Below are 24,267 nucleotides of genomic sequence, written 5' to 3'. Positions count from 1 at the left end.
GGTCCCTGCGCCGCCCCGGGGCAGCCGGTGCGGGCGCTCCCGGCCGGGTCCCGGCCGGGAGCGCCCGTCGGTCAGGAGGGGACCACCAGCGACAGCCGGCCCTTGCCGTAGCCGGGGACCTCGACGGCGAGGTCGAGCCGGTTGAAGGCGGCGAGCATGCCGGCGACGTCGCCCGGCAGGTCGTCGCCCGGCGCGTACAGCTGGTAGAGCTTCGAGTGCGGGGCACCGGGGACGTTGAACAGCGCCGAGAGCACGTTGACGACCTCGTGCAGGGCCTCGGTGAGCATCGCGGTGAGCTCGCCGTCCTCCTCGACGACGTCCTGGACGCCGCCCGGGGGCAGCAGGGCCAGCGCGCCGCCGGTCCAGGCCGACAGCGGCAGGTCCATGACGCACAGCGCGTTGACGGCCATGGTCGGGCTGACGTAGACGGCCACCGAGACGGGGTCCTTCTCGGTCGGCGTCACCGGGGCGCCCGGCGTCACCGCGACGGGCTTGCCGACGAGGCCGGACAGCATGTCCTTGACGGCCTTGGCGTCGGGCAGGACGACGGTCAGCGGCGCGGTCACGCGAGCACCCCGTCGAGGTGCTCGGTGAAGGTGTCCGCGGTGAACGGCTTGGCGATGAGGAACAGCGCGCCGGCGTCGGCGGCCTTCTCCCGCATCTCCGCCGACCCCTCCGAGGTCACGAAGCCGAACGGGACGGTCGAGCCCGAGCCGCGCAGCGCCTGCAGGCACTCCAGGCCGCTCATGTTCGGCATGTTCCAGTCCGACAGGACCAGGTCGGGGCTCTCGCTCTGCACCTTGTCGTAGGCGTCGCGGCCGTCCTCGGCCTCGACGATGTCGTGGTCGTCGTAGCCGGCCTGCCGCAGGGTGCGGATGACGATCTGCCGCATGACGCGGCTGTCGTCGGCGACCAGGATCTTCACAGGGGCACCTCGTTCTCTTCCTCGGCGTGCGACTGCACGGAGACGGTCAGGGGCTCACCGCGCCACAGGACGGCGACGCGGCAGGTGTCGGCCTCGCGGCCGGCAGGCGGGGTGGCGCCGGTCTCGGGCAGGCCGAGCACCGACGGGCCGGGGAGGACGGCCTTGACGTTCCCGCCGACGACGTTGGCGAGCTCGCCCAGCGCGTCGTCGACGTCCTCCTCCTCGAGCGCGGCGGGGGCGTGCTCACGGAGCAGGGCCCGGGTCAGCTCCTGCGCCGTCCCGCGGCCGCAGGTGAGCACGACGGCGCCGGTCCACGGGCCGACGATCTCGACCCAGGCGCTGCGCGTGTCCGCGGGCAGCGGCGCCGGCAGCGGGACGAGCACCTCGTCCTCGCCGACGAGCGCGCACCACGCCTGCTCGGTGATCTCCTGGACCGTCGCCTCGTCGATCAGCTCGCGGACCGCCGGCGGGCGGTCGGACGCGCGGCGGCGCAGCCCGGTGTCCGGACGGATCACAGCGAGACCTCCTGCGGGAGCAGGCCGAGCAGCGCGAGCTTGTCGCGGATGGCGTCGGCGGTGAACGGCTTGATGACGTACTCGTGGGCGCCGGCGGCCAGCGCGCGCACGATCTGGCCGTGCTCGCTCTCGGAGGTGACCATCATCAGCGTCACCGCGCGCCAGGCCGGGTTGGCGCGGACGGCGTTGACGAACTGCAGGCCGTCCATCACCGGCATGTTCCAGTCGATCGTGCAGAGGTCGGGCACCCAGCCCTCGTGGAGGACGTCGAGCGCCTCCTGGCCGTGGCCGGCCTGCCGGGTCTCGTAGCCGAACCCCTCGAGGGTCCCGGTCACGATGCGCCGCATGGCGCGGGAGTCGTCGATCACCAGAGCACGCACGGTCATGCCCCCTTCAGCGGGCGGTAGGCGGAGCTGCGGCCGAGCACGACCCGGCTCCAGGAGTCGTCGACGCCGAGGGTGGTCTCGGCGGCACCGAGGAATAGCCAGCCGTCGGGGCGCATGAGCTCCCGCACCCGGCGGAGGATCGCCTGCTTGGTGGGCAGGTCGAAGTAGATGAGCACGTTGCGCAGGTAGACGACGTCGAACGGGCCCATCCGCGGCAGCGGGGCGGCCAGGTTGCACTCGCGGGCGGTGACCATGCGGCGCAGGCCCGGGGCGACCTCCCACTCGCTGCCGGCCCGCTGGAAGTGGCGGACCAGCATCGGCGCGGGCAGGCCGCGGTTCACCTCGAGCTGGCTGAACCGGCCGGCCCGGGTGCGCTCCACCATCTCGCGGGAGATGTCGGTGGCCGTGATCGAGACCCGCGCCGAGGCGTTGGGCAGCGCGTCCTCGAGCAGCATCGCGACCGTGTAGGGCTCCTGGCCGCTGGAGCAGGCGGCCGACCAGATCTGCAGCCGCTCGGCGGGACCGCGGGCGGACAGCAGCGAGGGCAGCACGGTCGAGGTCAGGGCGGTGAACGGGTCACCGTCGCGGAACCACGAGGTCTCGTTGGTGGTCAGCGCCTCGACGATGGAGCGGGTGTCGTCCGGGCGGGGGCGGCTGCGGACGGAGTCGACGAACGCGTCGACGTCGGTCAGCCCCATCCTGCGGGCCAGGGGCAGCAGGCGGGCCTCGACGAGGTACTCCTTGCCCGGCGCGAGGACGATCGCGCTCTCCCGGTGCACCAGCTGGCGCACCCAGTCGAAGCGGGTGGCGGTGAGGGTCATCGTGGTGCTCCCGTCGCGTGGATCAGGGGGGCGGGCTGCGGCGGGATGCCGGGGACGGCGCGGCCGAGGTGGCGGGTGATCGCCTCGGCGACGCGGTCGAGCGGGAGGACCTCGTCGGCGAGGCCGGCGGAGGCGACGGCGCCGGGCATGCCCCACACGACCGAGGTGGCCTGGTCCTGGACGACGACGGTGCCGCCGGCGTCGCGGACGGCACCCGCGCCGCTGCGGCCGTCGGAGCCCATGCCGGTGAGCACCACGGCGAGGACGGCGCCGTCGTAGGCGGTCACCGCGCTCCGGAACAGCGGGTCGACGGCGGGCCGGCAGAAGTTCTCCGGCGGGCCCTGCGACAGGACCGTCGTCGCGCCGCGGCCGGTGCCGCGCACGGTGAGGTGGTGGTCGCCGGGGGCCAGGTGGACGGTGCCGGGCAGCAGCGGCGCGCCGTCGGCGGCCTCGACGACGCGCAGCGCGGAGAGGCGGTCCAGCCGCTGGGCGAACTGGCGGGTGAAGACCGGCGGCATGTGCTGCACGAGCAGGACCGGCACCGGGAGGGTGGCCGGCAGCGCGGGGAGGACCCGGGCCAGCGCCTCGGGGCCGCCGGTGGAGGAGCCGATGACCAGCACCGCGGGCGCCTTGTGCGGCGCGCTGCGCGGCGCCGGCGGGCGGGGTGCGACGGGGGCCGCCACGGGGCGGGCCGCGCCGAGGCCGACCGGGCGCCCGGTGAGGGCCTTGATCTTCGGGATGAGCTGCTCGCGGACGCTCTCCATCGACTGCGCGACGCTGCCGACGTTGGCCGGCTTGGTGACGTAGTCGTTGGCGCCGGCGGAGAGGGCGTCGAGGGTCGCCGCGGCGCCGCGCTCGGTGAGCGTGCTGAACATGACGATCGGCACCCGGTCGCGGCGGGCCCGGATGGCGCGGACCGCCTCGATGCCGTTCATCTCCGGCATCTCGATGTCCATCGTGACCAGGTCGGGCTTGAGCGCGTCCAGCTTGACGAGCGCCAGCCTGCCGTTGACCGCCGTGCCGACGACCTCGATGGCGGGGTCGGAGGACAGCACGTCGGTCACGATCTTGCGGACGACGACCGAGTCGTCGACCACCAGCACGCGGATCGGGTCCACACGTCCTCCTGCTCCGGCGACGACGGCCGGCGAGGGCCGTCGTCGGGGTCTCGGCAGCGCGGCGGGGGGCCTCAAGGTCAGCTCCGGGGCTGTTCCGGAACGTCCTCGGGCGTCCCACCCGCATCGCTTGTCCCAGGAGTTGTCGGCCGTCCCACCCGCCGGGTTGACGCGGGCCGCGCAACCGTTACGGGGTGGGCGGTGACCACGGGCCCCGCGGGGACTTGTCGACCCGTGTGCCGGTGGGGGGGAGCAGCCGGCGCGCGTCCGACCTGCGCGGTCCCGGGGATCGGCGGGTCGACCCTCGGCTCGTCGCCGCTCCGGCGGCGTGTCACCCCGTGCCGGCGGCGACGACTCGGTTCTCGACCCGGAGGCGGCGGGCGGTCGGGCGCCCGCGCGGCTCAGCGGCCGGTGGCGCGGTGCCAGGGGGCGAGCAGCACGCCCAGGGCGCTCGCGTCGAGCAGGTCGCCCATCGTCAGCGCCTGGACGACGCCCGCGAGGGCGTTCCACGAGCCCGTGGCGCCGTCGTGGGCGTCGAGGCCGCCGTCGGCGAACGCGCGGACGGCGAGCAGCTGGGCGGTGGCGAGCGTCCGGGTGCGGCCGGAGACGTGCGCGGCCCACGCGGCCTCGTGCATGGCGGCCGCCCACGGGCGCTGGGTGGCGCGGCCCTCGTCGACGGCGGCCCGCCAGCGCTCGCGGCCGCGGGCGTCCAGGCCGGCGAAGGTGGCCAGCAGCGAGCTCAGCTCGGGCGTGGCCGGGCCGAGGTCGGCGTCCGCGCCGCGGGTGCCGGCGTCCGGGACGGCTGCGTGGAACGGCGCCACCAGCTCGCGGTGCACGAGCCGCGGCAGCACGTCGGCGGCCCACTCCCCCACCGCGGCGTCGGCGAGGACCTCGGCGGCCTCCTCGCGGACGTCGTCGTCGGCCTGGGTGGACGCGCCGTGCTCGGGGCCGAGGACGTCCTCGCGCAGCAGCCGCTCCAGGGCCGCGGCGTTGCCGATGGTGCCGCGCTCGAGCTGGGCGACCAGGACGGCGGCGCGGTCCTCCCCCGGCTCGGGGGACACGGAGCGCAGCTGGGGCACCGCGGCGGCGAGCTCGCGGGCGCGGCGGGCGCGGACGGCCAGGACGGTGCGCTGGTCGCGGTCGGCACCGCGGGAGCGGGCACCGTCGGCGATCGCGGTGAGCTCGGCGTGGCCGGCGGCGAGCCCGGTGAGCAGCACGTCGGCGACGGCGCGGCCGGCGGGCAGCCGCACCAGGTCGAACCCGAGCGTCGCGGCACTGACCAGCGAGTACGGCACGTCTCCCCCTCCGACGGCACCGCCGTCGAGCAGGCGGTCAGCCCATGCTCGCGGTGATCACCCCGCGACGCCACGCGGCCGTCACCCGATCGCCGGAGGGGCGATGGGTGACGGCCGCGTGTCGGAACCGGTCGGGTGAGGCGTCAGTGACGCTGTGTCACGCGCCGACCGCCTTCTGCACGTCGAGCGCCAGGAGCAGCTGCCCGTCGAGCTTGTAGGCGCCGCGGATGAGCTCGCGGGCCTGCCCGTCGAGGGTGTCCGGCGGGGCCTCGAAGTCGGCCGCGTCGACGTCGACGACGTCGGCGATCGAGTCGACCAGCAGGCTCACCGCCTCGCCGTGCAGCCGCACCACGATGACGACGGCGTCGGTGCCGGCCGGCCGCGGCGGGCGGCCCAGCCGCTCGCGCAGCTCGATGGCGGTGACCACCTGGCCCCGCAGGTTGATCAGCCCGGCGACGGCCGGCGGGGCCAGCGGCACGCGGGTCAGCTTCTGGCTGCGCAGCACCTCCTGCACGTGCTCCACCTCGACGCCGTACAGGTCGCCGTCGAGCCGGAAGGTGGCCAGCTGCCCGCTGGTGGCGCGGGTGGCGGTCTCGATGGTCACGTCAGACCTCCAGCAGAGCGGACGCGGGGGAGTGGTCGTCGGTGGCGTAGAACGCCGGGTCGGCCGCGAGGATCGCGGCGCGGACGTCGAGCAGCTCGGTCACCCTGTCGCCGAGGACGGCGGAGCCGAGCAGGCCCATGTCGTCGATGTCGCTGCGGACGGCGGCGCCGCCGTCGACGATGTCGAGGATCTCCTCGACGACGATCGCGACGCTGCGGCCGTGGTCGCTGTAGACGATGACCTCGAGCACCTCGCGCTCGCTCGTGCCGTAGGCGCCCAGGTGCCGGTCGAGCCGGACGATCGGCAGGATCGCGCCCCGGTACTGCACGACCTCCCGGTTGCCGACCCGCTCGACGGCCTCGGCGCGCACCTGTTCGAGGCGGGTGACGGTGTCCAGCGGGATCGCCACGCGGCGCCCCTCGCCGATCGCGGCCAGCAGCATGCGCTGGCGCTCGGTCTCGCCGCCGCCGGTGCCGGCGGCGGCCGCCTCGCGGGCCTCCTGCCGCTCGCTGCTCTCGGTGCGCAGCGCGCGGCGGGCCAGGGCCTGCACGTCGAGGATGAGCGCCACCGCGCCGTCGCCGAGGACGGTCGCGCCGGAGTAGAGGCCGATCGCCTTGAGCTGGCCGCCGACGGCCTTGACCACGATCTCCTCGGTGTTGATGACCCGGTCGACGACGAGGCCGAAGCGCCGGCCCTCCGACCGCAGCACCGCGATGACGACGTGGCCGTCGTGCCGGTCGGAGGCGAGACCGAGGACGTCGGTGAGCCGGACGAGGGGGAGCAGCTCGCCGCGCAGCCGGTAGACCGGTGCGCCGCCGACCTCCTCGACGGCGTTGGCCGCCTTCTCGGCGTCGAGGCTGACCAGCTCCTGCAGGCTGATCTGCGGGATGGCGTAGCGGTCGCCGGCGCACTCGACGGTCAGCGCCGGGACGATCGCCAGGGTCAGCGGGATGCGCAGCCGGCAGACGGTGCCGCGGCCGGGCTCGGACTCGACCTCGATGGTGCCGCCGATGGCCTCGATGTTGGTCTTGACGACGTCCATGCCGACGCCGCGTCCGGAGACGTTGGTGACCGCGGCGGCCGTGGAGAAGCCCGGCAGGAAGATGAGCTGGAAGACGTCGGCCGGGCTCATCCGCGCCAGCTGGTCGGCGGTGACGAGGCCGCGCTCGACGGCCTTGGCGCCGACCTTGACCGGGTCGATGCCGGCGCCGTCGTCGGCGACCTCGACGACGACCTGCCCGCTCTCGTGCTTGGCGCGCAGGGTGAGCACGCCCTCGGCGGGCTTGCCGACGGCGCGGCGGCGGTCGGGGGCCTCGATGCCGTGGTCGACGGAGTTGCGGACCAGGTGGGTCAGCGGGTCCTTGACCGCCTCGAGCAGCGTCTTGTCCAGCTCGGTGTCCCGGCCCTCCATCTCCAGGCGGACGCTCTTGCCGCACTGGATGCCGAGGTCGCGGACGACGCGCGGCAGCTTGGACCAGATGTGGTCGATCGGCTGCATGCGCGTCTTCATGACGCCCTCCTGCAGCTCGCTGGCGATGAGGTTGAGCCGCTGCGAGGCGCGCACCAGGTCGGTGTCGGTGGAGCGGCCCACGTACTGGACGATCTGGTTGCGGGTCAGCACCAGCTCGCCGACCAGCAGCATCAGCGAGTCGAGCAGGTCGACGTCGACGCGGATGGTCGAGTCGGCGACGGCGCGGCGCTGCTGAGCACCCTGGCCCTCGGGGCGGGCGGCCCCGGCCGGCAGGCCGCCGTCGGCGTGGTCGTCGTGCACCTCGTCGTGGTGCTCGTCGTGGTGCTCGTCGTGCACCTCGTCGTGGACGGGCTCGGGCTCCGTCTCGGCGGCCGCCTCGACCACGGCCTCGGCGGCCGCGACGACCTCCGCGGCGGCCTCCGGAGCGATCTCCGGGGCGACCTCGGCGGGCGCCCCGGCGACGGCGACCGGCGCGGGGGCAGTGGCAGGGGCAGGGGAGTCCTCCATGGCCGCACTGATCTCGGCGACGACGGCGGAGACGTCCACGCCGCCCTCGCCGCCGGTGGCCTCGATGGAGGCGAGCAGCGAGCGGACGGTGTCGACCATCCGCAGCAGCACGCTGGTGCGCTCGGGGGTCAGCGCGAGGACGCCGTCCCGCAGCCGGGAGAGCATGTTCTCCCCGACGTGGGTGACCTCCTCGAGCCGGCCGAAGGCGAGGAAGCCGCTGGTGCCCTTGATCGTGTGGATGGTGCGGAAGATGCTCGAGAGCCGCTCGCGGGAGTCGGGCTCCTGCTCGAGGGCGACCAGGTCCGTGTCGAGCTGGTCGAGGTTCTCGTGGCTCTCGACGAGGAACTCCTCGACGATGTCGTCCAGACCGTCCACCGTTGCCTTCTCTCTCGCGTGCAGGGGACGGATCCGTCCCCGGATGGTCTTCGGCGGCCCGCCGTCGGACTCAAGGTGAGCGCCGGGCGGCCGCGGGGGTGTCGGGGCGCCTCCCGCGGCCGGCCCCGGAGGCCGGCCGCGGGAGGTGGCCCCCCTGCCGGGCCCCGCCGCGAGCGTGCGGGCGGTGGGGGCAGGGGCGGCCCTCTCAGTACGTGAAGCGGGCGACGCTGGTGCGCAGGTCGGCGGCCATGCGGGAGAGCTCGTCGACGGCGGTGCGCGTCTGGGTCAGCGCCTGGGTGGTGGAGTCCGCCGCGGCCGAGACCCCGGAGATGTTGTCCGCGATCTGCCCCGAGCCCTGCGCGGCCTCGGACACCGACCGGCTCATCTCGTTGGTGGTCGCGGTCTGCTCCTCCACCGCGGAGGCGATGGTGGTCTGCCGGTCGGAGATCTGCGCGACGATCTGGGAGATCTCCCCGATCGCGGCGACGGCGGCGGTGGTGTCGCCCTGGATGGCCTGCACCCGGCGGGCGATGTCCTCGGTGGCCTTGGCCGTCTCCTGCGCCAGCTCCTTGACCTCGTTGGCCACCACCGCGAAGCCCTTGCCGGCCTCCCCGGCCCGGGCCGCCTCGATGGTGGCGTTGAGCGCCAGCAGGTTGGTCTGCTCCGCGATGCTGGTGATCACCTTGACCACGTTGCCGATCTCGGCCGACGAGTCACCCAGCTTGGCCACCGTCGCCGTCGTGGTCTCCGCCGCGGTCACCGCGCGGGCGGCCACCGCCGACGCCTCGGCGGCGTTGGTGGCGATCTCCCGGATGGAGGCGCCCATCTGCTCCGCGCCCGCGGCGACCGTCTGCACGTTCCGGCTGACCTCCTCGGCCGCGCCGGCCACGACGCCGGACTGCGCCGAGGTCTCCTCGGCCGACGCCGAGATCTGCGCCGAGGACGCCGACAGCTCCTCGCTGGAGGCCGCGACCGCGTCCGCCGAGGCGACCACGGCCGACATCACCGAGCGCAGGTTCTCCTGGGCCTCGCCGAGGGCGGCGGCCATGCGGCCGAGCTCGTCGCGCCCGCGCACCTCGGGCGTGACGGTGAGGTCACCGGCGGCCAGGGCCTCGACCGAGTGTTGCACCGAGCGGACGGTGCCCACGAGCCGCCGGACCACGAGGACGGTCAGCCCGCCGGCGACCAGCGTGCCCAGCGCCAGGGAGACCCACAGGGTGGTGGTGGCCGAGGAGACGATGCCCACGGCGTCGTCGGTGTCGGCCTGGCCGGCGGCGACCCGCCGCTCCTGCATGGCGTTGTACTGGTCCATGAGCACGTCGGAGCGGTCCTGCAGCGGGCCGGTGATGACGGCGGCCGCCACGGCGAGGTTGCCGGCGTCGGCCGCGGGCAGCAGCTGGGTGTCGGCGATCGTGTAGTAGTCCTCGACGGTCCCGCGGAACTCCTCGAACGCCTCCCTGTTGACCGTCACGGCGGCGTAGGCGTCGAGCTGGCCGTCGATGGTCTCGCGGCGCTCGGCCAGGTCGGCCCGCAGGGCGGCGCGCTGCTGCGCGTCCGCGATCGGGTACGTGTTGTAGCGCGACCGGTCGCCCTGCCAGGAGCGCTGGATGTTGGCCAGGTCGGACAGCCGGACGACGTTGTCGTTGATCCGGGCGGCCGCGTCCTGGACCGCCGACAGCCGGTTGACGGCGAGGACGGTCATCGCGACGGCGACCAGCGCGAGGACGGCGACGGCGGCGCCGATCTTGACGCCGACAGGGCGGTCGGCGAACCAGCCGCCGGTGCGGCCGGCGCGTTGCGTGCTCATGGGGACTGCTCCTGGGTTCTCGGGGTGGTCGGTGGGGAAGAAGCGGGCGCTCTCGGGGTAGGAGAGTGACGGATCCGGAAAGGAACTCGCGTCGTCCGGAAATGGCGTGTCGGTAACGATCCGAGCACGGCCGTTATTGGTTGCGGCGGGCAACGCCGGGACCATTTTCGGCAGCAAGTCGACAAGCGGCACGACGCGGTCGAGCAGCACAGATGCCCAAGTCGACAAGGGCATCCGCGCGGCCGGCCGAGCTCTCCAACGGCGGAGACGGCCATTTCCGCCGGTCGGGGCGGGGGCGGACGACCGCGCTCGGAGCCATTGTCGCGAGAATGGTTCCGGACGGGTCCGTGGTCACCGGCCGCCGGGACGGACGACCATTCCCGGCGGCCGGGTCACACGGGTCAGTGGGTGAAGCGGGCGACGCTGGTGCGCAGGTCGGCGGCCATGCGGGAGAGCTCGTCGACGGCGGTGCGCGTCTGGGTCAGCGCCTGGGTGGTGGAGTCCGCCGCGGCCGAGACCCCGGAGATGTTGTCCGCGATCTGCCCCGAGCCCTGCGCGGCCTCGGACACCGACCGGCTCATCTCGTTGGTGGTCGCGGTCTGCTCCTCCACCGCGGAGGCGATGGTGGTCTGCCGGTCGGAGATCTGCGCGACGATCTGGGAGATCTCCCCGATCGCGGCGACGGCGGCGGTGGTGTCGCCCTGGATGGCCTGCACCCGGCGGGCGATGTCCTCGGTGGCCTTGGCCGTCTCCTGCGCCAGCTCCTTGACCTCGTTGGCCACCACCGCGAAGCCCTTGCCGGCCTCCCCGGCCCGGGCCGCCTCGATGGTGGCGTTGAGCGCCAGCAGGTTGGTCTGCTCCGCGATGCTGGTGATCACCTTGACCACGTTGCCGATCTCGGCCGACGAGTCACCCAGCTTGGCCACCGTCGCCGTCGTGGTCTCCGCCGCGGTCACCGCGCGGGCGGCCACCGCCGACGCCTCGGCGGCGTTGGTGGCGATCTCCCGGATGGAGGCGCCCATCTGCTCCGCGCCCGCGGCGACCGTCTGCACGTTCCGGCTGACCTCCTCGGCCGCGCCGGCCACGACGCCGGACTGCGCCGAGGTCTCCTCGGCCGACGCCGAGATCTGCGCCGAGGACGCCGACAGCTCCTCGCTGGAGGCCGCGACCGCGTCCGCGGAGGCGACGACCGAGGCCATGACGCCGCGCAGGCTCTCCATCGCCGCGTCGAGCGCACGACCGGTCTGGCCCAGTTCGTCGCGCGAGCGCAGACCGCTGGTACGGGTCAGGTCGCCGTCGGCCAGTCCGGCGGCGACGTGCTGGACGCGCCGCAGCGGGCGGACGATCTGGCGGCCGATGACCAGCGCCAGCGCCAGGCCGAGGACGGCGCCGACCACCAGGATCACCAGGACCTGCGTCCGGGCGCTGTGGTACGACGCCGCGGCGTTCGCCTGGGTGCCCTCGACGGCGTCGGCCTGTGCGGCACCCAGCGCGCCGCCGGTCTCCACGACGACGCCGAACAGGCGGTCGCACTCGGCGAGGACGGGCGCCACGTCGACGGCGGGGTCCATCGCCCGGCTCGCGGGCAGGATCGTGCCGTCCCGGTAGGTGCGGTACTCCGTGACGGCCGCGAGGTAGTCGTCCAGCAGGCCCGGGTCCACCGCCTCCCGGCGCAGGGCCGCGACCGCGGTGTCGAAGACCTGGTCGAACCGGGTGATCTCCTGCTCGCGGCGCGGCTTGTCCGTCACCGGTCCGGCGAGGTGGAGCAGCACGCGCTGCCGCATGCTGCCCACGGCCTCCTGGGCCTCCGCCAGGTCCCTGAGCGGCACCGCGCCGTCGCTGTAGATGCTCTCCGCCGCGGCGTTCACCGTCCCCAGCTGCACGACGGCGAGGCCCCCGACGGCGCCGGCCACCAGCAGCAGTGCGGCGAGCAGGGACATGAGCTTGGTGTTGACGCGCAGGTCGGCGAACCAGCCGGCACGCGGGCGGGATGCGGCGTTCACGAGAGCCTCCTGGGCTTCCTGTGCACGCTGCGACGGGTGTGACGGGCGTGCAGCAGGAATGGTGGCGGCGGCCGGCGCCCGCGCCCCGCTGCCGGAGACGCCCCGGGACGGATCGTTGCGGAGGAGGCGGTGACCGCCCGCCGCGCCGTCGCCGAGTCGACGGAGCCCGGCGGTGACCGGCCGGGCCCAGGGACGTCCGTGCAGGTCGGCGCAGGGGAGGGGCGCCGTGTCGACCCGCAGCGGGCGGTGACCGCGCGACGGGGGAGCGGTCGTCCCGGGCCGGCGCGCGACGCGCCGCGGCGGGGGTCAGGCGAGCAGGTCGCCGAGCAGCCGGAGGGCGGCGAGGGCGGCGACCGGGTCGGTCACCCGCTGGGTCGCGGCCGTCTCGCCCTCGCCGACCTTGATGCCGACGTCGTCCGGGCCGAGGGAGCGGAAGACGTCCTCGTCGGTGCGGTCGTCGCCGAGGTAGACGACGGCGGCGGCGCCGATCTCCGCGCGCAGCCGGTGCACGGCACTGCCCTTGTCGGCGTCGGTGACCGCGAGCTCGAGCACCGCCTTGCCCGGCTTCTTCGTCAGTGACGGATCCGCGACCGCATCCGCGGACGCCAGCAGCGCGGTGGCCGCCGCGGGGTCGGTCACCTGCCGGACGTGGACGGCGACGCTGGCGGGCTTGACCTCCAGCCGCGCACCGGGGACCGCGGCCACCAGCGGCGCCAGCTGCCCGGCGAGGGCGTCCCGGCGGCCGGCCAGGTCGCCGGTGAGCGGGCCGTCGAACTCGGCGCCGTGGCTTCCCACCCAGCGGTAGGGACCGGTGAAGCCGCTGACCGCGCGCAGGTCCTCGAGCCCGCGGCCGCTGACCAGCGCCACGGTCACGCCGTCGGCGGCGGCGACCCGGGCGAGGGCCTCGGCGGTGCCGGGGGAGGGGACCGCCGCGCCCGGGTCCCCGACCAGCGGGGCCAGCACGCCGTCGTAGTCGGAGGCGACCAGCAGCGGGCGGCGGGCGGCGACCGCCGCCAGCGCGGCCGCCGTCCCCTCCGGGACGCTCACGCCTGGGCGCGCAGGGCGTCGAAGAAGGACGACGCCCAGTGGTCGAGGTCGTGCTTGGCGAGGTACCGGCGCATGGCGCGCATCCGGCGGGCGCCCTCGGCGGGCTCGATCCGCAGCGCGCGCAGCAGCTGGTTCTTCACGCCGGCGATGTCGTGCGGGTTGACCAGGAACGCCTGCTTGAGCTCGGCGGCGGCGCCGGCGAACTCGGACAGGACGAGCGTGCCGCCGAGGTCGCCGCGGGCGGCGACGTACTCCTTGGCCACGAGGTTCATGCCGTCGCGGTAGGGCGTCACGAGCATGACGTCGGCCGCGCGGTAGAGGGCGGCGAGCTCCTCGCGGGGCATCGACTGGTTGAAGTAGTGCACCGCCGGCCCGCCGATGGAGCCGAAGACGCCGTTGATGTGGCCGACCTGCTGCTCGATCGTCTCCCGCATGTGCACGTAGTGCTCGACCCGCTCGCGGCTGGGCGTGGCCACCTGCACCATGACGGTCCCGGGGCCCTCGATCGCGCCGTCCTCGAGCAGCTCCTGGAAGGCGTTGAGCCGGACGCTGATGCCCTTGGTGTAGTCCAGCCGGTCGACACCCAGGATGATCTTGTCCGGCTCGCCGAGCTCGGCGCGGATCTCCGCGGCCCGCTTGACCACCTCCGGCGAGGAGGCCAGCTCGTCGAAGGCGGCGACGTCGATGGAGATGGGGAACGCCCGTGCGGTCACCGTGCGCCCGTCGTACTCGACCGTCGCGCCGCGGGTGGGCAGCTCGTGCAGCCGGCGGGCCAGTTGGACGAAGTTCACCGCGGCGCTCGGCCGCTGGAAGCCGACCAGGTCCGCGCCCAGCAGCCCCTCGACGATCGCCGACCGCCACGGCAGCTGGGTGAACAGCTCGTAGGGCGGGAACGGGATGTGCAGGAAGAAGCCGATCGTGAGGTCGGGCCGGCGCTGCCGGAGCATCGCGGGCACCAGCTGCAGCTGGTAGTCGTGCACCCAGACGATCGCGTCCTCGGCGGCCACCTCCGCGGTCCGCTCGGCGAAGCGCTTGTTGACCTGCACGTAGGCGTCCCACCAGGTGCGGTGGTACTCCGGCTTCTCGACCACGTCGTGGTACAGCGGCCACAGCGAGGCGTTGGACATGCCCTCGTAGTAGCGGTCGACCTCCTCCTCCGAGAGCTCGACGGGGATCAGCGACATCCCGCCGGACTCGAAGGGTTCGGGCGCCTCACCGGCCGAGCCGGACCAGCCCACCCACGCGCCGCCGCGGCCGGCGACGAAGGGCTCGAGCGCGGTCACCAGGCCGCCGGGGCTGCGCTGCCAGCGCGTCGTCCCGTCGGGGTCGGTCACCTGGTCGACCGGCAGCCGGTTGGCCACCACGACGACGGGACTGTCCGCCCCCACGTCTCCCGCGCCTGTCCTGGCCATACGCCGTCGACCCTACTGAGACGCAGGGGCCACGTCACCCGCGGGGCCGGTCCGTGACGGACTGAGCCGTCGGCCCCTTGTGGTGGGCGGCGCGCCGCACGAGTCTGCGACCACTCCCTGGCGCAGGAGGGGTCATGACGTCGACGATGTCGGCCGGCCCCCCCGTGCAGGAGCGGGTCCGGCTCTTCGAGCAGGCGTGCAACGCCGAGGGGCTCGAGGCCTACGCCGCTCTCCTGGCAGCGGACGTCCGCAGCCGCACGGGGGACGTGACGGTGACCGGGCGGGACGCCGTCGTCCGGTTCATGACGGCCGTGAGGACGACGTTCCCCGACTTCTCCGTGACCTTCACGCACGTGCTCGTCTCGGGGGACGAGGTCGCCGCGGAGATCGTCGAGCGGGGGACCCACCGGGGGCCACTGGTGCTCCCCGACCGGACGGTCCCGCCGACCGGGCGCCGCGTCGAGTGGCAGGCCGCGACCTTCTTCCGGTACGGCGAGGACGGGCTGATCCGGGTCATCCGCGACTACCTCGACACGGCGGCCCTGCTGCGTCAGCTCGGCGTGTGACCGCGGTCAGCGCGCCAGCAGGTACCCGGCGGCCGCGGCGCCGAGGCCGAGCACCAGCGTCGCCGCGAGGTAGGCGGCCGCCCGGCCGACGGCCCGCTCCTCGACCAGCCGGACGACGTCGGCGCCGAAGCCGGAGAAGGTGGTCAGCGTCCCGCAGAGACCCGTGCCGACCAGCGCGACCACCGCCGCGGGCGTGTCACCGAGGCCCAGCAGCACGCCGAGCACGGTCGAGCCCGCGACGTTGACCGCCAGCGTGCCGACCGCGGGATCCCGGCCCGCCCGTCCCGCGAGGCGGACCGCCAGCAGCCGCAGCGGCGCGCCGACCAGCGCGCCGGCCGCGACCAGCAGCGGGGTCACGGCGTCCGCCGCCGGACCGCGAGCAGGCCGGCGGCCGTGGCCAGCACCCCGCCGAGGACCGACGCGAGCACGTAGCCCGCGGCGAGGAGGACCCGGCCGGCGTCGGTCAACTCGACGACCTCGACGGCGAACGCGGAGTACGTCGTGTACCCGCCGAGCACGCCGACGGCGAGGAACGGCCGCACCCACGCCGGCTCCGGGCCCGCGGTGAGCAGGCCGAGGAGGACGCCCATCAGCAGGCAGCCGGTGAGGTTGACCAGCAGCGTCGCCCAGGGCCAGCCGGCGCCGGGGGAGGGGAGCGCCTCGGCGACGCCCCACCGCGCCAGCGCCCCCAGCGCCCCGCCGGCCGCCGCCAGCACACAGGCCGCCGCCGGGGCCCTCACCGCCGGCGGGTCTCGGGGAACAGCAGGTCGACGAAGCGCGCCGCGGTGGGCTGCGGCTCGTGGTTGGCCAGCCCCGGGCGCTCGTTGGCCTCGACGAACACCGCGTCGGGTCCCTCGACGTCGGGGACGAGGAAGTCGACGCCGGTCACCGGGATGCCGATCGCCCGGCTGGCCCGCACCGCCGCCTGGCCGATCGCCGGGTGGAGCCGGTCGGTGACGTCCTCGATGGTGCCGCCGGTGTGCAGGTTCGCCGTCCGCCGCACGCGCAGCCGCTGCCCGTTGGCCAGGACGTCGTCCATCGCGTACCCGGCCGCGCGGACGACGTCGGTGGTGACGTCGTCGAGCGGGATCCGCGACTCGCCGCCGGTGGCCCGCTCCCGCCGCCGGCTGGTCTCGCGCACCAGCTGGGCCACGGTGCTGCGGCCGTCGCCGACGACCTCCGCGGGCTTGCGCACCGCCGCGGCGACCACCTCGTGGTCGATGACGACGACGCGCACGTCCTCGCCGTCGACGAGCTCCTCGACCAGCACGTCCGGGCAGTACAGCCGCGCGGCGTCGACGGCCCGAGCGAGCTCCTCCTCGCTGGTCACGCCCACCGTGATGCCCTTGCCCTGCTCGCCGCGGGCGGGCTTCACCACCAGCTCCCCGCGCTCGGCCAGCAGCTCGCGGGCGGGGCCGAGGTCGTCACCGGGCACGGTGACACCGCGGGGCACGCGCACCCCGGCGGCCTCGACGATGCGGCGGGTGACCCGCTTGTCGTCGCAGCGGCTCATGGCGACGGCGGTGGTGAACTCCGACAGCGACTCGCGGGTCAGCACCCGGCGGCCACCGAGGGACAGCTGCATCTCGCCGAACTCGGCGTCGGTCACCTCGACGCGGATCCCGCGCCGCAGCGCCTCGTCGGCGATGATCCGCGCGTAGGGGTTCAGCCGGGTCAGCCCCGGCGGGCGGGCCGCGAACAGCGGCGTGTTGATCGGGTTCTTCCGCTTGACGCACACCGCGGGCGCGCGCACGAAGCCGAGCTTGCGGTAGAGCGCGATCGCGCCCTTGTTGTCGTGCATCACCGAGAGGTCGACGTAGGAGCGGCCGCGGCCGACGTACCGCTCGGCCAGCACCCGCACCAGCGCCTCGCCGGTGCCGGGCGGCGCGCTCTGCCCGTCGACGGCGAGGCACCACAGGCTGGTGCCGCCCTCCGGGTCGCCGAAGGCCAGCACGTGGTCGACGCCGGTGACCGTGCCGACGACGCGGGAGGTCCGGGTGTCCTCGGCGACGAGGTAGGTGAAGGCGCGGGTGCGGTGGTTGGCCCACATGGTCTCGGGGTCGCCGGTCACCATGCCGTTGCGGGCGTAGATCTCGTTGATCGCCACCATGTCCTCCAGCGAGGTCACCGTGCGCACGAAGACGCCGCGGATGAGCTCGGGGCGGGGCCGGTAGCGGTAGAGGTCCAGTCGGTAGGTGTAGCTGGGGTCGATGAACAGCTCGTCGGGCGCGAGGCCGACGAGGACGTGCGGGTCGCGGGCGTAGATGCAGATGTCGCGCTGCCCGGTCTCCTCGGCCCGCAGCGCGGCGAGGATGTCGCGCATCTCGGTGAAGGTCTGGCCGAAGACCAGGCGCCCCCACGCCAGGTCCAGCACGACGTCGGCGGCCATGCCCTCCAGCTGGTGCTCGGAGGGCCGCGTCCAGTTGCGTCCGGTGAGGTCGGGGGTGCCGGCCACCGCGGTGCGGCGGCGGTGCCCGGCGAGCCGGGGTGCCACGGTGCGCCTCCTCAGACCCCGTGGTTCTGCAGCCACAGCTCCAGCAGGCCCAGCTGCCACAGCTTGTTGCCGCGCAGCGGCGTGAGCTCGCCGTTGGGGTCATCGAGCAGCCGGGACACGTACTCCGGGCGGAACAGCGCCCGCTCCCGCGCCGCCTCGCTGGACAGCGCGTCCTTCACCAGGCCGAGCACCTTGCCCTCCAGGTGGGTGATCGCCGGCACCGGGAAGTAGCCCTTGGGCCGGTCGATGACCTCCGGCGGGATGATCCGGCGGCCGATCGCCTTGAGCACGCCCTTGCCGCCGTCGGCGAGCTTGAGCTCCGGCGGGCACTGGGCCGCGAGCTCCACCAGGTCGTGGTCGAGGAAGGGCACCCGGGCCTCCAGCCCCCACGCCATCGACATGTTGTCCACCCGCTTGACCGGGTCGTCGACGAGCATGACCTCGCTGTCCAGCCGCAGGGCGGCGTCGACGGCGGTCTGCGCGCCGGGGCGGGACATGTGGTCGCGGACGAACTCCAGGCTGGGGTCGCCGTCGAGGGCGTAGCGCTCGCCGACGAGCGCGCGCACGTCCTCCGCGCCGCGGTCGAAGAACGCCTTCGCGTAGCGCTCGACGGCCTCCTCGCGGTCGACGTCGGCCAGCGGCGGGTACCAGTGGTAGCCGGCGAAGACCTCGTCGGCGCCCTGCCCGGACTGCACGACGCGGATCGACTGGCTGACCCGCTCGGACAGCAGGTCGAAGGCGACGACGTCGTGGCTGACCATCGGCTCGGCCATCGCGCCGATGGCGTGGCCGAGCGCGGCGGCGAGCTCGTCGGAGGACACCCGGATGCGGTGGTGGTTCGTGCCGAACCGCTCGGCGATGACGTCGGAGTAGCGGAACTCGTCGCCCGCGTGGCCGCCGACGGTCTCGAAGCCGATCGAGTAGGTGGCGAGGCCGGTCTGCCCCTCCTGGGCGAGCAGGCCCACGATCAGGCTGGAGTCCAGCCCGCCGGACAGCAGCACGCCGACGGGGATGTCGGAGACCAGGCGGCGGCGGACGGCGACCCGCAGCGCCTCCTCGATCGCGTCCTCCCAGTCGCGGTTCGACCAGCCGGAGTGCTCGGGGCGCCGCTCGTAGGTGGGCTCCCAGTAGCGGTGCTCGCGGCTGGTGCCGTCGGCCTCGACGACGCGGACGGTGGCCGGCGGCAGCTTGCGGACGCCGTTGAGCAGGGTGCGCGGCGCGGGGACGACGGCGTGCCAGGTCAGGTAGTGGTGCAGCGCGACGGGGTCGATGGAGGTGTCGACGTCGCCGGCGCGCAGCAGGGCGGGCAGCGACGAGGCGAACCGGAGCCGGCCCGGCGTCTCGGCGAGGTACAGCGGCTTGATGCCCAGCCGGTCGCGGGCCATGACCACCCGGCCGGTGTCCCGCTCGTGGATGACGACGACGAACATGCCGTGCAGGTGGTCGACGAAGTCGAGGCCCCAGTGGTGGTAGCCCTTGAGCAGGACCTCGGTGTCGCTGGTGGAGAAGAAGCGGTAGCCGTGGCCCTCGAGCTCGGCGCGCAGCTCCTTGTAGTCGTAGATGCAGCCGTTGAAGACCGCCTCGAGGCCGAGCTCGCTGTCCACCATCGGCTGGGAGCCGCTGGGGGAGAGGTCGATGACCGACAGCCGCCGGTGGCCGAACGCCACCCGGCCGGCGCTCCACTGGCCCTGCCCGTCCGGCCCGCGGGGGACCAGCGCCTCGACCATCCGCGCCACCGCGGTGGTGTCGGCCAGGGAGCCGTCGAACCTGATCTCGCCGGAGAGGCCGCACATGGGTTCGATCCAACCCCAGGGTGCCGGGCCTCGCGACGTGGTGGGCCCAGTTCACAGGAAGGTCACACGGCCCGGTTCCACGTGGAACCGGGCCGCGCGACCTACCGCTGGGCGGTCAGCGCGGCGACGGCGGCCGGGACGTCGACCAGGCCGGTGCCCTTGTCGTACGACGTCGTCCGGCTGCCGACCGCGGTGTAGGCGGCACCGTCGGGATAGCGGTGCGCGGTCGAGGTGAGCGCCTCCTCGACCTCGGCCGGGGTCGCCGCCGGGTCGGCCTCGAACAGCTGGGCGACGATGCCCGCGACGTGCGGCGCGGCCATCGAGGTCCCGCTGATCGTGGTGAAGGTGCCCAGGTCGAGCAGGCCGGGACCGTTGCGCGGGTCGAGGCCGGTGGCGCAGACCGGCAGGTACGGCCGGCACGACGACGTGATGGCCTCGCCGGGCGCGGAGACGTCCGGCCAGGTGGAGGGGTCGGCCGCGGCGCCGCGCGAGGAGAACCCGCTGACCGTGCCGTCGCGGGTGCCGGTGTCGCCGTCGTTGTAGGAGGCCACGCTGATGATCCCGCCGGTCGGGTCCTGGCCGGGCGGGTTGGTGAGCGACGTCGAGCCGTCGCCGCCGTCGTTGCCGGCCGCCCACACGGTGACGACGCCCTCGGCCGCCAGTGCGCGCTGCAGCTTGACCGTGGCGCTCTCCGGGTCGAACCCCCCGCCGCCGCTCGGGCCGTAGGAGTTGTTGGTGACCCGGATGGGCGGGCAGACGTCCGCGGGGACGTCCGCGCCGCACGGGTGCTCGTGGTTCTCCAGGACCCAGTTCAGCGCCGCGTCGGCGCCGACGATGAGCAGCGCCGCGCCGGTGGAGACGGACACGAGGCTCGCGCCGGGGGCCGCGCCCTGCAGCCGGCCGCCGTCGGGGAGCGCCGTCGGCCGGCCGGCCACGATCCCGCTGACGTGCGTGCCGTGCCCGCCGACCGACAGCGTGTCGGTGTCGACCACGGTCGGCACCCGGACGACGCAGTCCGGCGTCGTCGTGGTCTCCAGCAGGCACAGGCTCTTGAGGTTGGCCACGACGGCGCTGCCGCCGTCGGGGTCGCGCAGGTAGGGGTGGGTGGGGTCGACGCCGGAGTCGATGACGGCGACCGAGACGCCGCTGCCGTCGAGCGGGGAGCCGTCGGGGCCGGTGAGCGTCCGCACGGCCTGCGCGCCGGCCGTGGCGGTGTGGGAGGTCTCCTGGGCGAACTCGATCGGGGTGTTGCCCTCGAGGTAGGTGACGCCGGGCTCGCCGCGGGCGGCCCGGACCTGGGCGGCGGTGCCGCGGGCGACGACCACGCCGATCCGCTCGAACTCGGTGACGGTCCGCATCCCGCTGGCGGCGACGGCGGCCCGGGCGGCCCGCGCGTCCTCCCCGTGCACCAGGACGGTGGTGGGGACGGCGGCGGCCAGGCCGGCGAGCTGGTCGGCCAGGAAGTCCTGGACGGGGGCGAGCGGATCGGGGGCCGCCTGGGCGGGGGTGGCCAGCAGCGCGCCGGCGACCAGCGCGGCCAGGCTCCCTCCTCCGAGCGCGCGACGGGTCGACCGGGTCATGGGCTCTCCTCGTTGAGAACTGACGGGTGCCTTGCTCGAACGAGTCGCTGCGACGCCGGTCACGCCGTGGGGCGACCGGGCGTGTCGCCGGGTTCCGGGTACCGGGCCGGCCGCTCCCGTTGGGCAGGGTGGGGGCGTGTACGACGACCCGCCGGACGAGGCGCCCTGGGCGATGCAGCTGGTGGCGCGCGTGGAGCGGGTCGACCCGCCGGGCCGGACGGCCGTCTGCGAGGCCGCGGCGGTCGCGGTCGTGCGGCTGCTCGCCGACGACCGGGCGCTGCCCGGCGGGGAGTGGGAGCCGCTGGTCCGCCGGTGGACCGACGGGGCGATCCGCAAGCACTGCCGGCGGGCGCGGGGGGTCGCGTGGGACCGGGTCTCGGGGCTCCCGGGGGTGACCGCCGCGGTCGCCGGGGCGGAGGTCCGCGCGCTGGTGCCGGGCCCGACCGACGCCATCCCCCCGGAGGTCGCGAAGCTGCAGCTGACCGGCAGCGAGCCCGCCGACCCCGCCGCCCGGCCGGTGGTCGACCCGGGACCGGGCGGCCCGCTCGTCGTCTCGGTCTGCCCCGAGCCGTTCCTGCCGCTGGGCAAGGCGGCCGCGGCCTGCGGTCACGCCGCGCAGCTGTCGGCGATGCGCATGCCCGGCGGGCGGTTCGACGCCTGGGCGGCCGCCGGCTTCCCCGTGGTGGTCGAGCACCCCGACGCCGCGCGGTGGACGGCGCTGCGCCCGCGGGCGGACGTCGAGGTGGTCGACGCGGGGTTCACCGTGGTCGCCCCCGGGACGAGCACCGCCCTCGCCCGCTGGGCATAGCGCTCAGCCGTAGTAGAGGGCGACCGGGCGGCCGTCGATCTCGCGGACGTCGACCGTGGTGTCGTAGACGGCCGCGAGCACCTCGGGACGCATGACGTCGCGCGCGGGGGCGTCCGCGACGACGGTGCCGTCCCGCATGGCCACGATGCGGTCGGCGTGAGCAGCCGCCGAGTTGACGTCGTGCAGCACGGTGACGACGCGCTTGCCGAGCTCGTCGGCCATCGTCCGGACCAGCCGCATGATCTCGGTCATGTGCCGCAGGTCGAGGTTGTTGAGCGGCTCGTCGAGCAGCACGTACTCGGTGTCCTGCGCGAGGACCATCGCGATGAACGCCCGCTGGCGCTGACCGCCGGAGAGCTCGTCGAGGTACCGGTCCCGGTAGGGGTCGAGCTCCAGGTAGGCGATCGCCCGGTCGACGTGCTCGCGGTCGGCGACGGTGAGCCGGCCCCGGGAGTGCGGGAAGCGCCCGAACTCCACGAGGTCGGAGACGGTCAGGCGCGCGGCGACGTGGTTGTCCTGGCGCAGCACGGCCAGGCGCCGGGCAAGCTCCCGCGACGGCGTCGTCGCGACGTCCAGGCCGTCCACCGTGACCCGGCCGGCATCCGGCCGGACCAGGCGGCCGACGAGGCCGAACAGCGTCGACTTGCCCGCGCCGTTGGGACCGATGAGCGCCGTCACCCCCTCGCCGCCGAAGCGGATCGTGACGTCGTCGACCACCGTCTGGCCGCCGTAGCGCTTGGTGACGCCCTCGAGCGCGATCACCGCGCCCCCTTCCGCAGGACGAGGTACAGGAAGAACAGACCGCCGGCGAAGTCGATGACCGTGGAGAGGGTGCCGCCGGAGCCGAGCACCCGCTCCAGGACCAGCTGACCGCCGAGCAGGCAGACGACGCCGAGGAGCACCGCCGTGGGCACCGTCCACACGTGGCGGAACGAGCCGGCCCACGAGTAGGCGAGGTTGGCGACGATCAGGCCGAAGAACAGGATCGGCCCGACGAGCGCCGTCGACGCCGCGACCATCACCGAGACGACCAGGAACAGCGTCATGACCACGCGCCGGTGGTCGACGCCCAGGCCCACCGCGGCCGGCTCGCCGAGGGTCAGCACGTCGAGGGTGCGCAGCAGCGGCACCACCACCGCGCAGCCGAGGACGACAAGGCCCGCGGTGAGCGCCAGCAGCGTCTCGTCGGGCCGGGTCAGGGAGGCGAAGAAGGCGTCGGAGAGCACCTGGAAGTCCAGCGGGTCGAGCATCCGCTGCATCCACTCGCTGAAGGCGCGGAAGAACGTGCCCAGCACGACGCCGACCAGCAGCATCAGGTGGATGGAGCGCCGCTTCCCGCCGAACAGCCAGGTGAACAGGACGACGCTGAACCCGACCATGACCGCCACCTGCACCGCCCACAGGACGAGCGGGTCCGCCGCCAGGAACGCCGCGGACCCGGCGGCGAAGACGACGACGGTCGAGACGAGCACGTAGAACGCGTCGAACCCCATGATCGACGGGGTGAGGACGCGGTTCTGGGTGATCGTGTGGAAGACGACCGTCGAGACCCCGACCGCCGCCGCGACGACGACGACCGCGGCGACGGTCAGGCCGCGCTTCTCCAGCGCGTAGGCCAGCGACCCGGGCACGTCGGTGAACAGGTAGAGGGCGGTCAGGACGACGACGACCGCGCCGAGCACGGCCAGGCGGGCGGCGGGCCCGGCCCGGCGCGCGCGCACCGCCGCGCGGGGGCGGACCGTCGTCGGGGCGGGGTCAGTGAGCACGGCTCCCCCTCCGCAGCAGCAGCCAGAGGAACAGCACCGCGCCGACGATGCCGACGACGACCGACAGCGGGATCTCGTAGGGGAAGCGCAGGACCCGCGCGAGGACGTCGCAGGCGACGACGAACACGGCCCCGAGCGCGGCCACCCACGGGATCGCGCGGCGGACGTTGTCGCCGATCAGCAGGCTGACGACGTTCGGGACGACGAGGCCGAGGAACGGGACCAGCCCCGCGGTGACGAGCACCGCCGCGGTGATGACCGCGACGACGACCATCCCGACGGCCACCCACCGGCGGTGGTCCAGCCCCAGGTTGGTCGCGAAGTCCTCGCCGAGGCCGATGACGCTGAACCGGTCGGCGGCCAGCCAGGCGACGACGACCATCACGCCGGCGATCCACACCAGCTCGTACCGGCCCTGCACGACGCCGGCGAAGCTGCCCTGCGCCCACTGCCCGAGGGACTGCAGCAGGTCCAGGCGGTAGGCCACGAACGTCGTCACCGCGCCGACGACGCCGCCGAGCACGATGCCGACCAGCGGGACGAGGACGAGCTGGCGGACCGGCACCGCCCGGACCACCCGCAGGAACACCCAGGTGCCGAGGAGGCCGAACACCGCGGCGACGGCCGTCTTGCCGACGACGGCCAGCCCCGGCAGGAACACCGTCGTCACGAGCATGCCGAGCGTGGCGAACTCGGTGACGCCGGTGGTGCTCGGCTCCACGAACTTGTTCCGCACGAGCATCTGCATGATCAGCCCGGCGATGCCCAGCGAGGCGCCGGCGAGGACCAGGGCCACGGTGCGCGGGATCCGGGTGGCTCCGAGCAGGAAGGCGGCGGTGCCGTCGGACCCGCCGGTGAGCACCGACACCGGGGAGACGTCGGAGACGCCGATGAACAGGCTCACGACCGCGAGGACCGCGAGCAGCACGCCGACGAGCACCCCCACGCCGGTGCGCCGGGGGCGCGCCGGGGCGGGG

General features: G+C 74.6%; 23 protein-coding genes. 2 read left to right on the top strand and 21 right to left on the bottom strand.

What is annotated here, in order from left to right:
• Positions 1–71 precede the first annotated feature (71 nt).
• From ACI8AB_RS11230 to ACI8AB_RS11170, 13 genes are all read right to left on the bottom strand, one after another.
• The gene (locus tag ACI8AB_RS11230) at positions 72–566 is read right to left on the bottom strand and encodes a hypothetical protein (protein WP_387991877.1); all 495 of its coding nucleotides are present in this window, start codon (positions 564–566) and stop codon (positions 72–74) included.
• Complete coding sequence (locus ACI8AB_RS11225) at positions 563–925, bottom strand: response regulator (RefSeq protein ID WP_387991880.1); 363 nt, start codon at positions 923–925, stop codon at positions 563–565. The genes ACI8AB_RS11230 and ACI8AB_RS11225 overlap by 4 nt, the downstream gene beginning before the upstream one ends.
• Positions 922–1,440 carry a chemotaxis protein CheX gene (locus ACI8AB_RS11220; RefSeq protein WP_456950202.1) on the bottom strand — a complete coding sequence of 173 codons (519 nt, stop codon included), beginning with the start codon at positions 1,438–1,440 and terminating at the stop codon, positions 922–924. The genes ACI8AB_RS11225 and ACI8AB_RS11220 overlap by 4 nt, the downstream gene beginning before the upstream one ends.
• Positions 1,437–1,826: a response regulator gene (locus ACI8AB_RS11215; RefSeq protein ID WP_456902936.1), complete on the bottom strand. Its 390-nt coding sequence runs from the start codon at positions 1,824–1,826 to the stop codon at positions 1,437–1,439. Before ACI8AB_RS11215 ends, ACI8AB_RS11220 begins: the two co-directional genes overlap by 4 nt.
• Positions 1,823–2,647, bottom strand: coding sequence for a CheR family methyltransferase (locus ACI8AB_RS11210; RefSeq protein ID WP_387991888.1), 825 nt, complete (start codon positions 2,645–2,647; stop codon positions 1,823–1,825). Before ACI8AB_RS11210 ends, ACI8AB_RS11215 begins: the two co-directional genes overlap by 4 nt.
• Positions 2,644–3,765, bottom strand: coding sequence for a protein-glutamate methylesterase/protein-glutamine glutaminase (locus ACI8AB_RS11205; protein ID WP_456950201.1), 1,122 nt, complete (start codon positions 3,763–3,765; stop codon positions 2,644–2,646). Before ACI8AB_RS11205 ends, ACI8AB_RS11210 begins: the two co-directional genes overlap by 4 nt.
• Before the next feature lie 398 nt (positions 3,766–4,163).
• Positions 4,164–5,057, bottom strand: a complete 894-nt coding sequence (locus tag ACI8AB_RS11200; RefSeq protein WP_456950200.1) for a hypothetical protein — start codon at positions 5,055–5,057, stop codon at positions 4,164–4,166.
• A gap of 157 nt (positions 5,058–5,214) precedes the next feature.
• Positions 5,215–5,661 (bottom strand): chemotaxis protein CheW, encoded by a 447-nt coding sequence (locus ACI8AB_RS11195; RefSeq protein WP_387991897.1) that lies wholly within the window; start codon positions 5,659–5,661, stop codon positions 5,215–5,217.
• 1 nt (position 5,662) lies between these two features.
• Positions 5,663–8,014 carry a chemotaxis protein CheA gene (locus tag ACI8AB_RS11190; RefSeq protein WP_456950199.1) on the bottom strand — a complete coding sequence of 784 codons (2,352 nt, stop codon included), beginning with the start codon at positions 8,012–8,014 and terminating at the stop codon, positions 5,663–5,665.
• Positions 8,015–8,219: 205 nt separating this feature from the next.
• The gene (locus ACI8AB_RS11185) at positions 8,220–9,821 is read right to left on the bottom strand and encodes a methyl-accepting chemotaxis protein (protein ID WP_456950198.1); all 1,602 of its coding nucleotides are present in this window, start codon (positions 9,819–9,821) and stop codon (positions 8,220–8,222) included.
• A gap of 401 nt (positions 9,822–10,222) precedes the next feature.
• Positions 10,223–11,824 carry a methyl-accepting chemotaxis protein gene (locus ACI8AB_RS11180; protein WP_456950197.1) on the bottom strand — a complete coding sequence of 534 codons (1,602 nt, stop codon included), beginning with the start codon at positions 11,822–11,824 and terminating at the stop codon, positions 10,223–10,225.
• Between the two features lie 306 nt (positions 11,825–12,130).
• Positions 12,131–12,871 (bottom strand): trehalose-phosphatase, encoded by a 741-nt coding sequence (otsB, locus tag ACI8AB_RS11175; protein ID WP_456950196.1) that lies wholly within the window; start codon positions 12,869–12,871, stop codon positions 12,131–12,133.
• On the bottom strand, positions 12,868–14,259 hold the full coding sequence (locus ACI8AB_RS11170) for an alpha,alpha-trehalose-phosphate synthase (UDP-forming) (RefSeq protein WP_456950195.1): 1,392 nt from the start codon (positions 14,257–14,259) through the stop codon (positions 12,868–12,870). Before ACI8AB_RS11170 ends, otsB begins: the two co-directional genes overlap by 4 nt.
• Before the next feature lie 158 nt (positions 14,260–14,417).
• Here ACI8AB_RS11170 and ACI8AB_RS11165 point away from each other — a divergent pair, with 158 nt between their 5' ends.
• The gene (locus ACI8AB_RS11165; protein WP_456950194.1) at positions 14,418–14,849 is read left to right on the top strand and encodes an ester cyclase; all 432 of its coding nucleotides are present in this window, start codon (positions 14,418–14,420) and stop codon (positions 14,847–14,849) included.
• 6 nt (positions 14,850–14,855) lie between these two features.
• Here the strand turns inward: ACI8AB_RS11165 and ACI8AB_RS11160 are convergent, their stop codons facing one another.
• The 5 genes from ACI8AB_RS11160 to ACI8AB_RS11140 form a co-directional block, all read right to left on the bottom strand.
• Positions 14,856–15,206, bottom strand: a complete 351-nt coding sequence (locus ACI8AB_RS11160) for a fluoride efflux transporter FluC (RefSeq protein WP_456950193.1) — start codon at positions 15,204–15,206, stop codon at positions 14,856–14,858.
• Entirely contained in the window at positions 15,203–15,589 is a 387-nt protein-coding gene (locus ACI8AB_RS11155) for a fluoride efflux transporter FluC (RefSeq protein WP_456950192.1), read from the bottom strand. Before ACI8AB_RS11155 ends, ACI8AB_RS11160 begins: the two co-directional genes overlap by 4 nt.
• Positions 15,586–17,343 (bottom strand): N-acetylglutaminylglutamine synthetase, encoded by a 1,758-nt coding sequence (ngg, locus tag ACI8AB_RS11150; RefSeq protein ID WP_456950191.1) that lies wholly within the window; start codon positions 17,341–17,343, stop codon positions 15,586–15,588. Before ngg ends, ACI8AB_RS11155 begins: the two co-directional genes overlap by 4 nt.
• 11 nt (positions 17,344–17,354) lie before the next feature.
• Positions 17,355–19,136 (bottom strand): N-acetylglutaminylglutamine amidotransferase, encoded by a 1,782-nt coding sequence (locus tag ACI8AB_RS11145; RefSeq protein WP_456950190.1) that lies wholly within the window; start codon positions 19,134–19,136, stop codon positions 17,355–17,357.
• Between the two features lie 101 nt (positions 19,137–19,237).
• The gene (locus ACI8AB_RS11140; protein WP_456950189.1) at positions 19,238–20,716 is read right to left on the bottom strand and encodes a S8 family serine peptidase; all 1,479 of its coding nucleotides are present in this window, start codon (positions 20,714–20,716) and stop codon (positions 19,238–19,240) included.
• 136 nt (positions 20,717–20,852) lie between these two features.
• Here ACI8AB_RS11140 and ACI8AB_RS11135 point away from each other — a divergent pair, with 136 nt between their 5' ends.
• Positions 20,853–21,524 carry a hypothetical protein gene (locus ACI8AB_RS11135; protein WP_456950188.1) on the top strand — a complete coding sequence of 224 codons (672 nt, stop codon included), beginning with the start codon at positions 20,853–20,855 and terminating at the stop codon, positions 21,522–21,524.
• Positions 21,525–21,527: 3 nt separating this feature from the next.
• Here the strand turns inward: ACI8AB_RS11135 and ACI8AB_RS11130 are convergent, their stop codons facing one another.
• From ACI8AB_RS11130 to ACI8AB_RS11120, 3 genes are read right to left on the bottom strand one after another with little or no spacing between them, the layout of a single operon-like run.
• Positions 21,528–22,286 (bottom strand): iron ABC transporter ATP-binding protein, encoded by a 759-nt coding sequence (locus ACI8AB_RS11130; protein WP_387988575.1) that lies wholly within the window; start codon positions 22,284–22,286, stop codon positions 21,528–21,530.
• Positions 22,283–23,290 (bottom strand): iron chelate uptake ABC transporter family permease subunit, encoded by a 1,008-nt coding sequence (locus ACI8AB_RS11125; RefSeq protein ID WP_456950187.1) that lies wholly within the window; start codon positions 23,288–23,290, stop codon positions 22,283–22,285. The genes ACI8AB_RS11130 and ACI8AB_RS11125 overlap by 4 nt, the downstream gene beginning before the upstream one ends.
• Complete coding sequence (locus tag ACI8AB_RS11120; protein ID WP_456950186.1) at positions 23,280–24,236, bottom strand: ABC transporter permease; 957 nt, start codon at positions 24,234–24,236, stop codon at positions 23,280–23,282. Before ACI8AB_RS11120 ends, ACI8AB_RS11125 begins: the two co-directional genes overlap by 11 nt.
• Between the last annotated feature and the right edge of the window lie 31 nt (positions 24,237–24,267).

The organism is Geodermatophilus sp. SYSU D00698, assembly GCF_054050335.1.
Note: the sequence above shows the minus strand (reverse complement) of the source record. Positions and strands in the feature narration are given on the sequence as shown.

Excerpts from the sequence above, each read along its gene's own strand:
- ACI8AB_RS11215 (WP_456902936.1), bottom strand. The coding sequence starts at position 1,826 with ATGACCGTGCGTGCTCTGGTGATCGACGACTCCCGCGCCATGCGGCGC.
- ACI8AB_RS11210 (WP_387991888.1), bottom strand. The coding sequence starts at position 2,647 with ATGACCCTCACCGCCACCCGCTTCGACTGGGTGCGCCAGCTGGTGCAC.
- ACI8AB_RS11185 (WP_456950198.1), bottom strand. The coding sequence starts at position 9,821 with ATGAGCACGCAACGCGCCGGCCGCACCGGCGGCTGGTTCGCCGACCGC.
- ACI8AB_RS11165 (WP_456950194.1), top strand. The coding sequence starts at position 14,418 with ATGACGTCGACGATGTCGGCCGGCCCCCCCGTGCAGGAGCGGGTCCGG.
- ACI8AB_RS11145 (WP_456950190.1), bottom strand. The coding sequence starts at position 19,136 with ATGTGCGGCCTCTCCGGCGAGATCAGGTTCGACGGCTCCCTGGCCGAC.
- ACI8AB_RS11140 (WP_456950189.1), bottom strand. The coding sequence starts at position 20,716 with ATGACCCGGTCGACCCGTCGCGCGCTCGGAGGAGGGAGCCTGGCCGCG.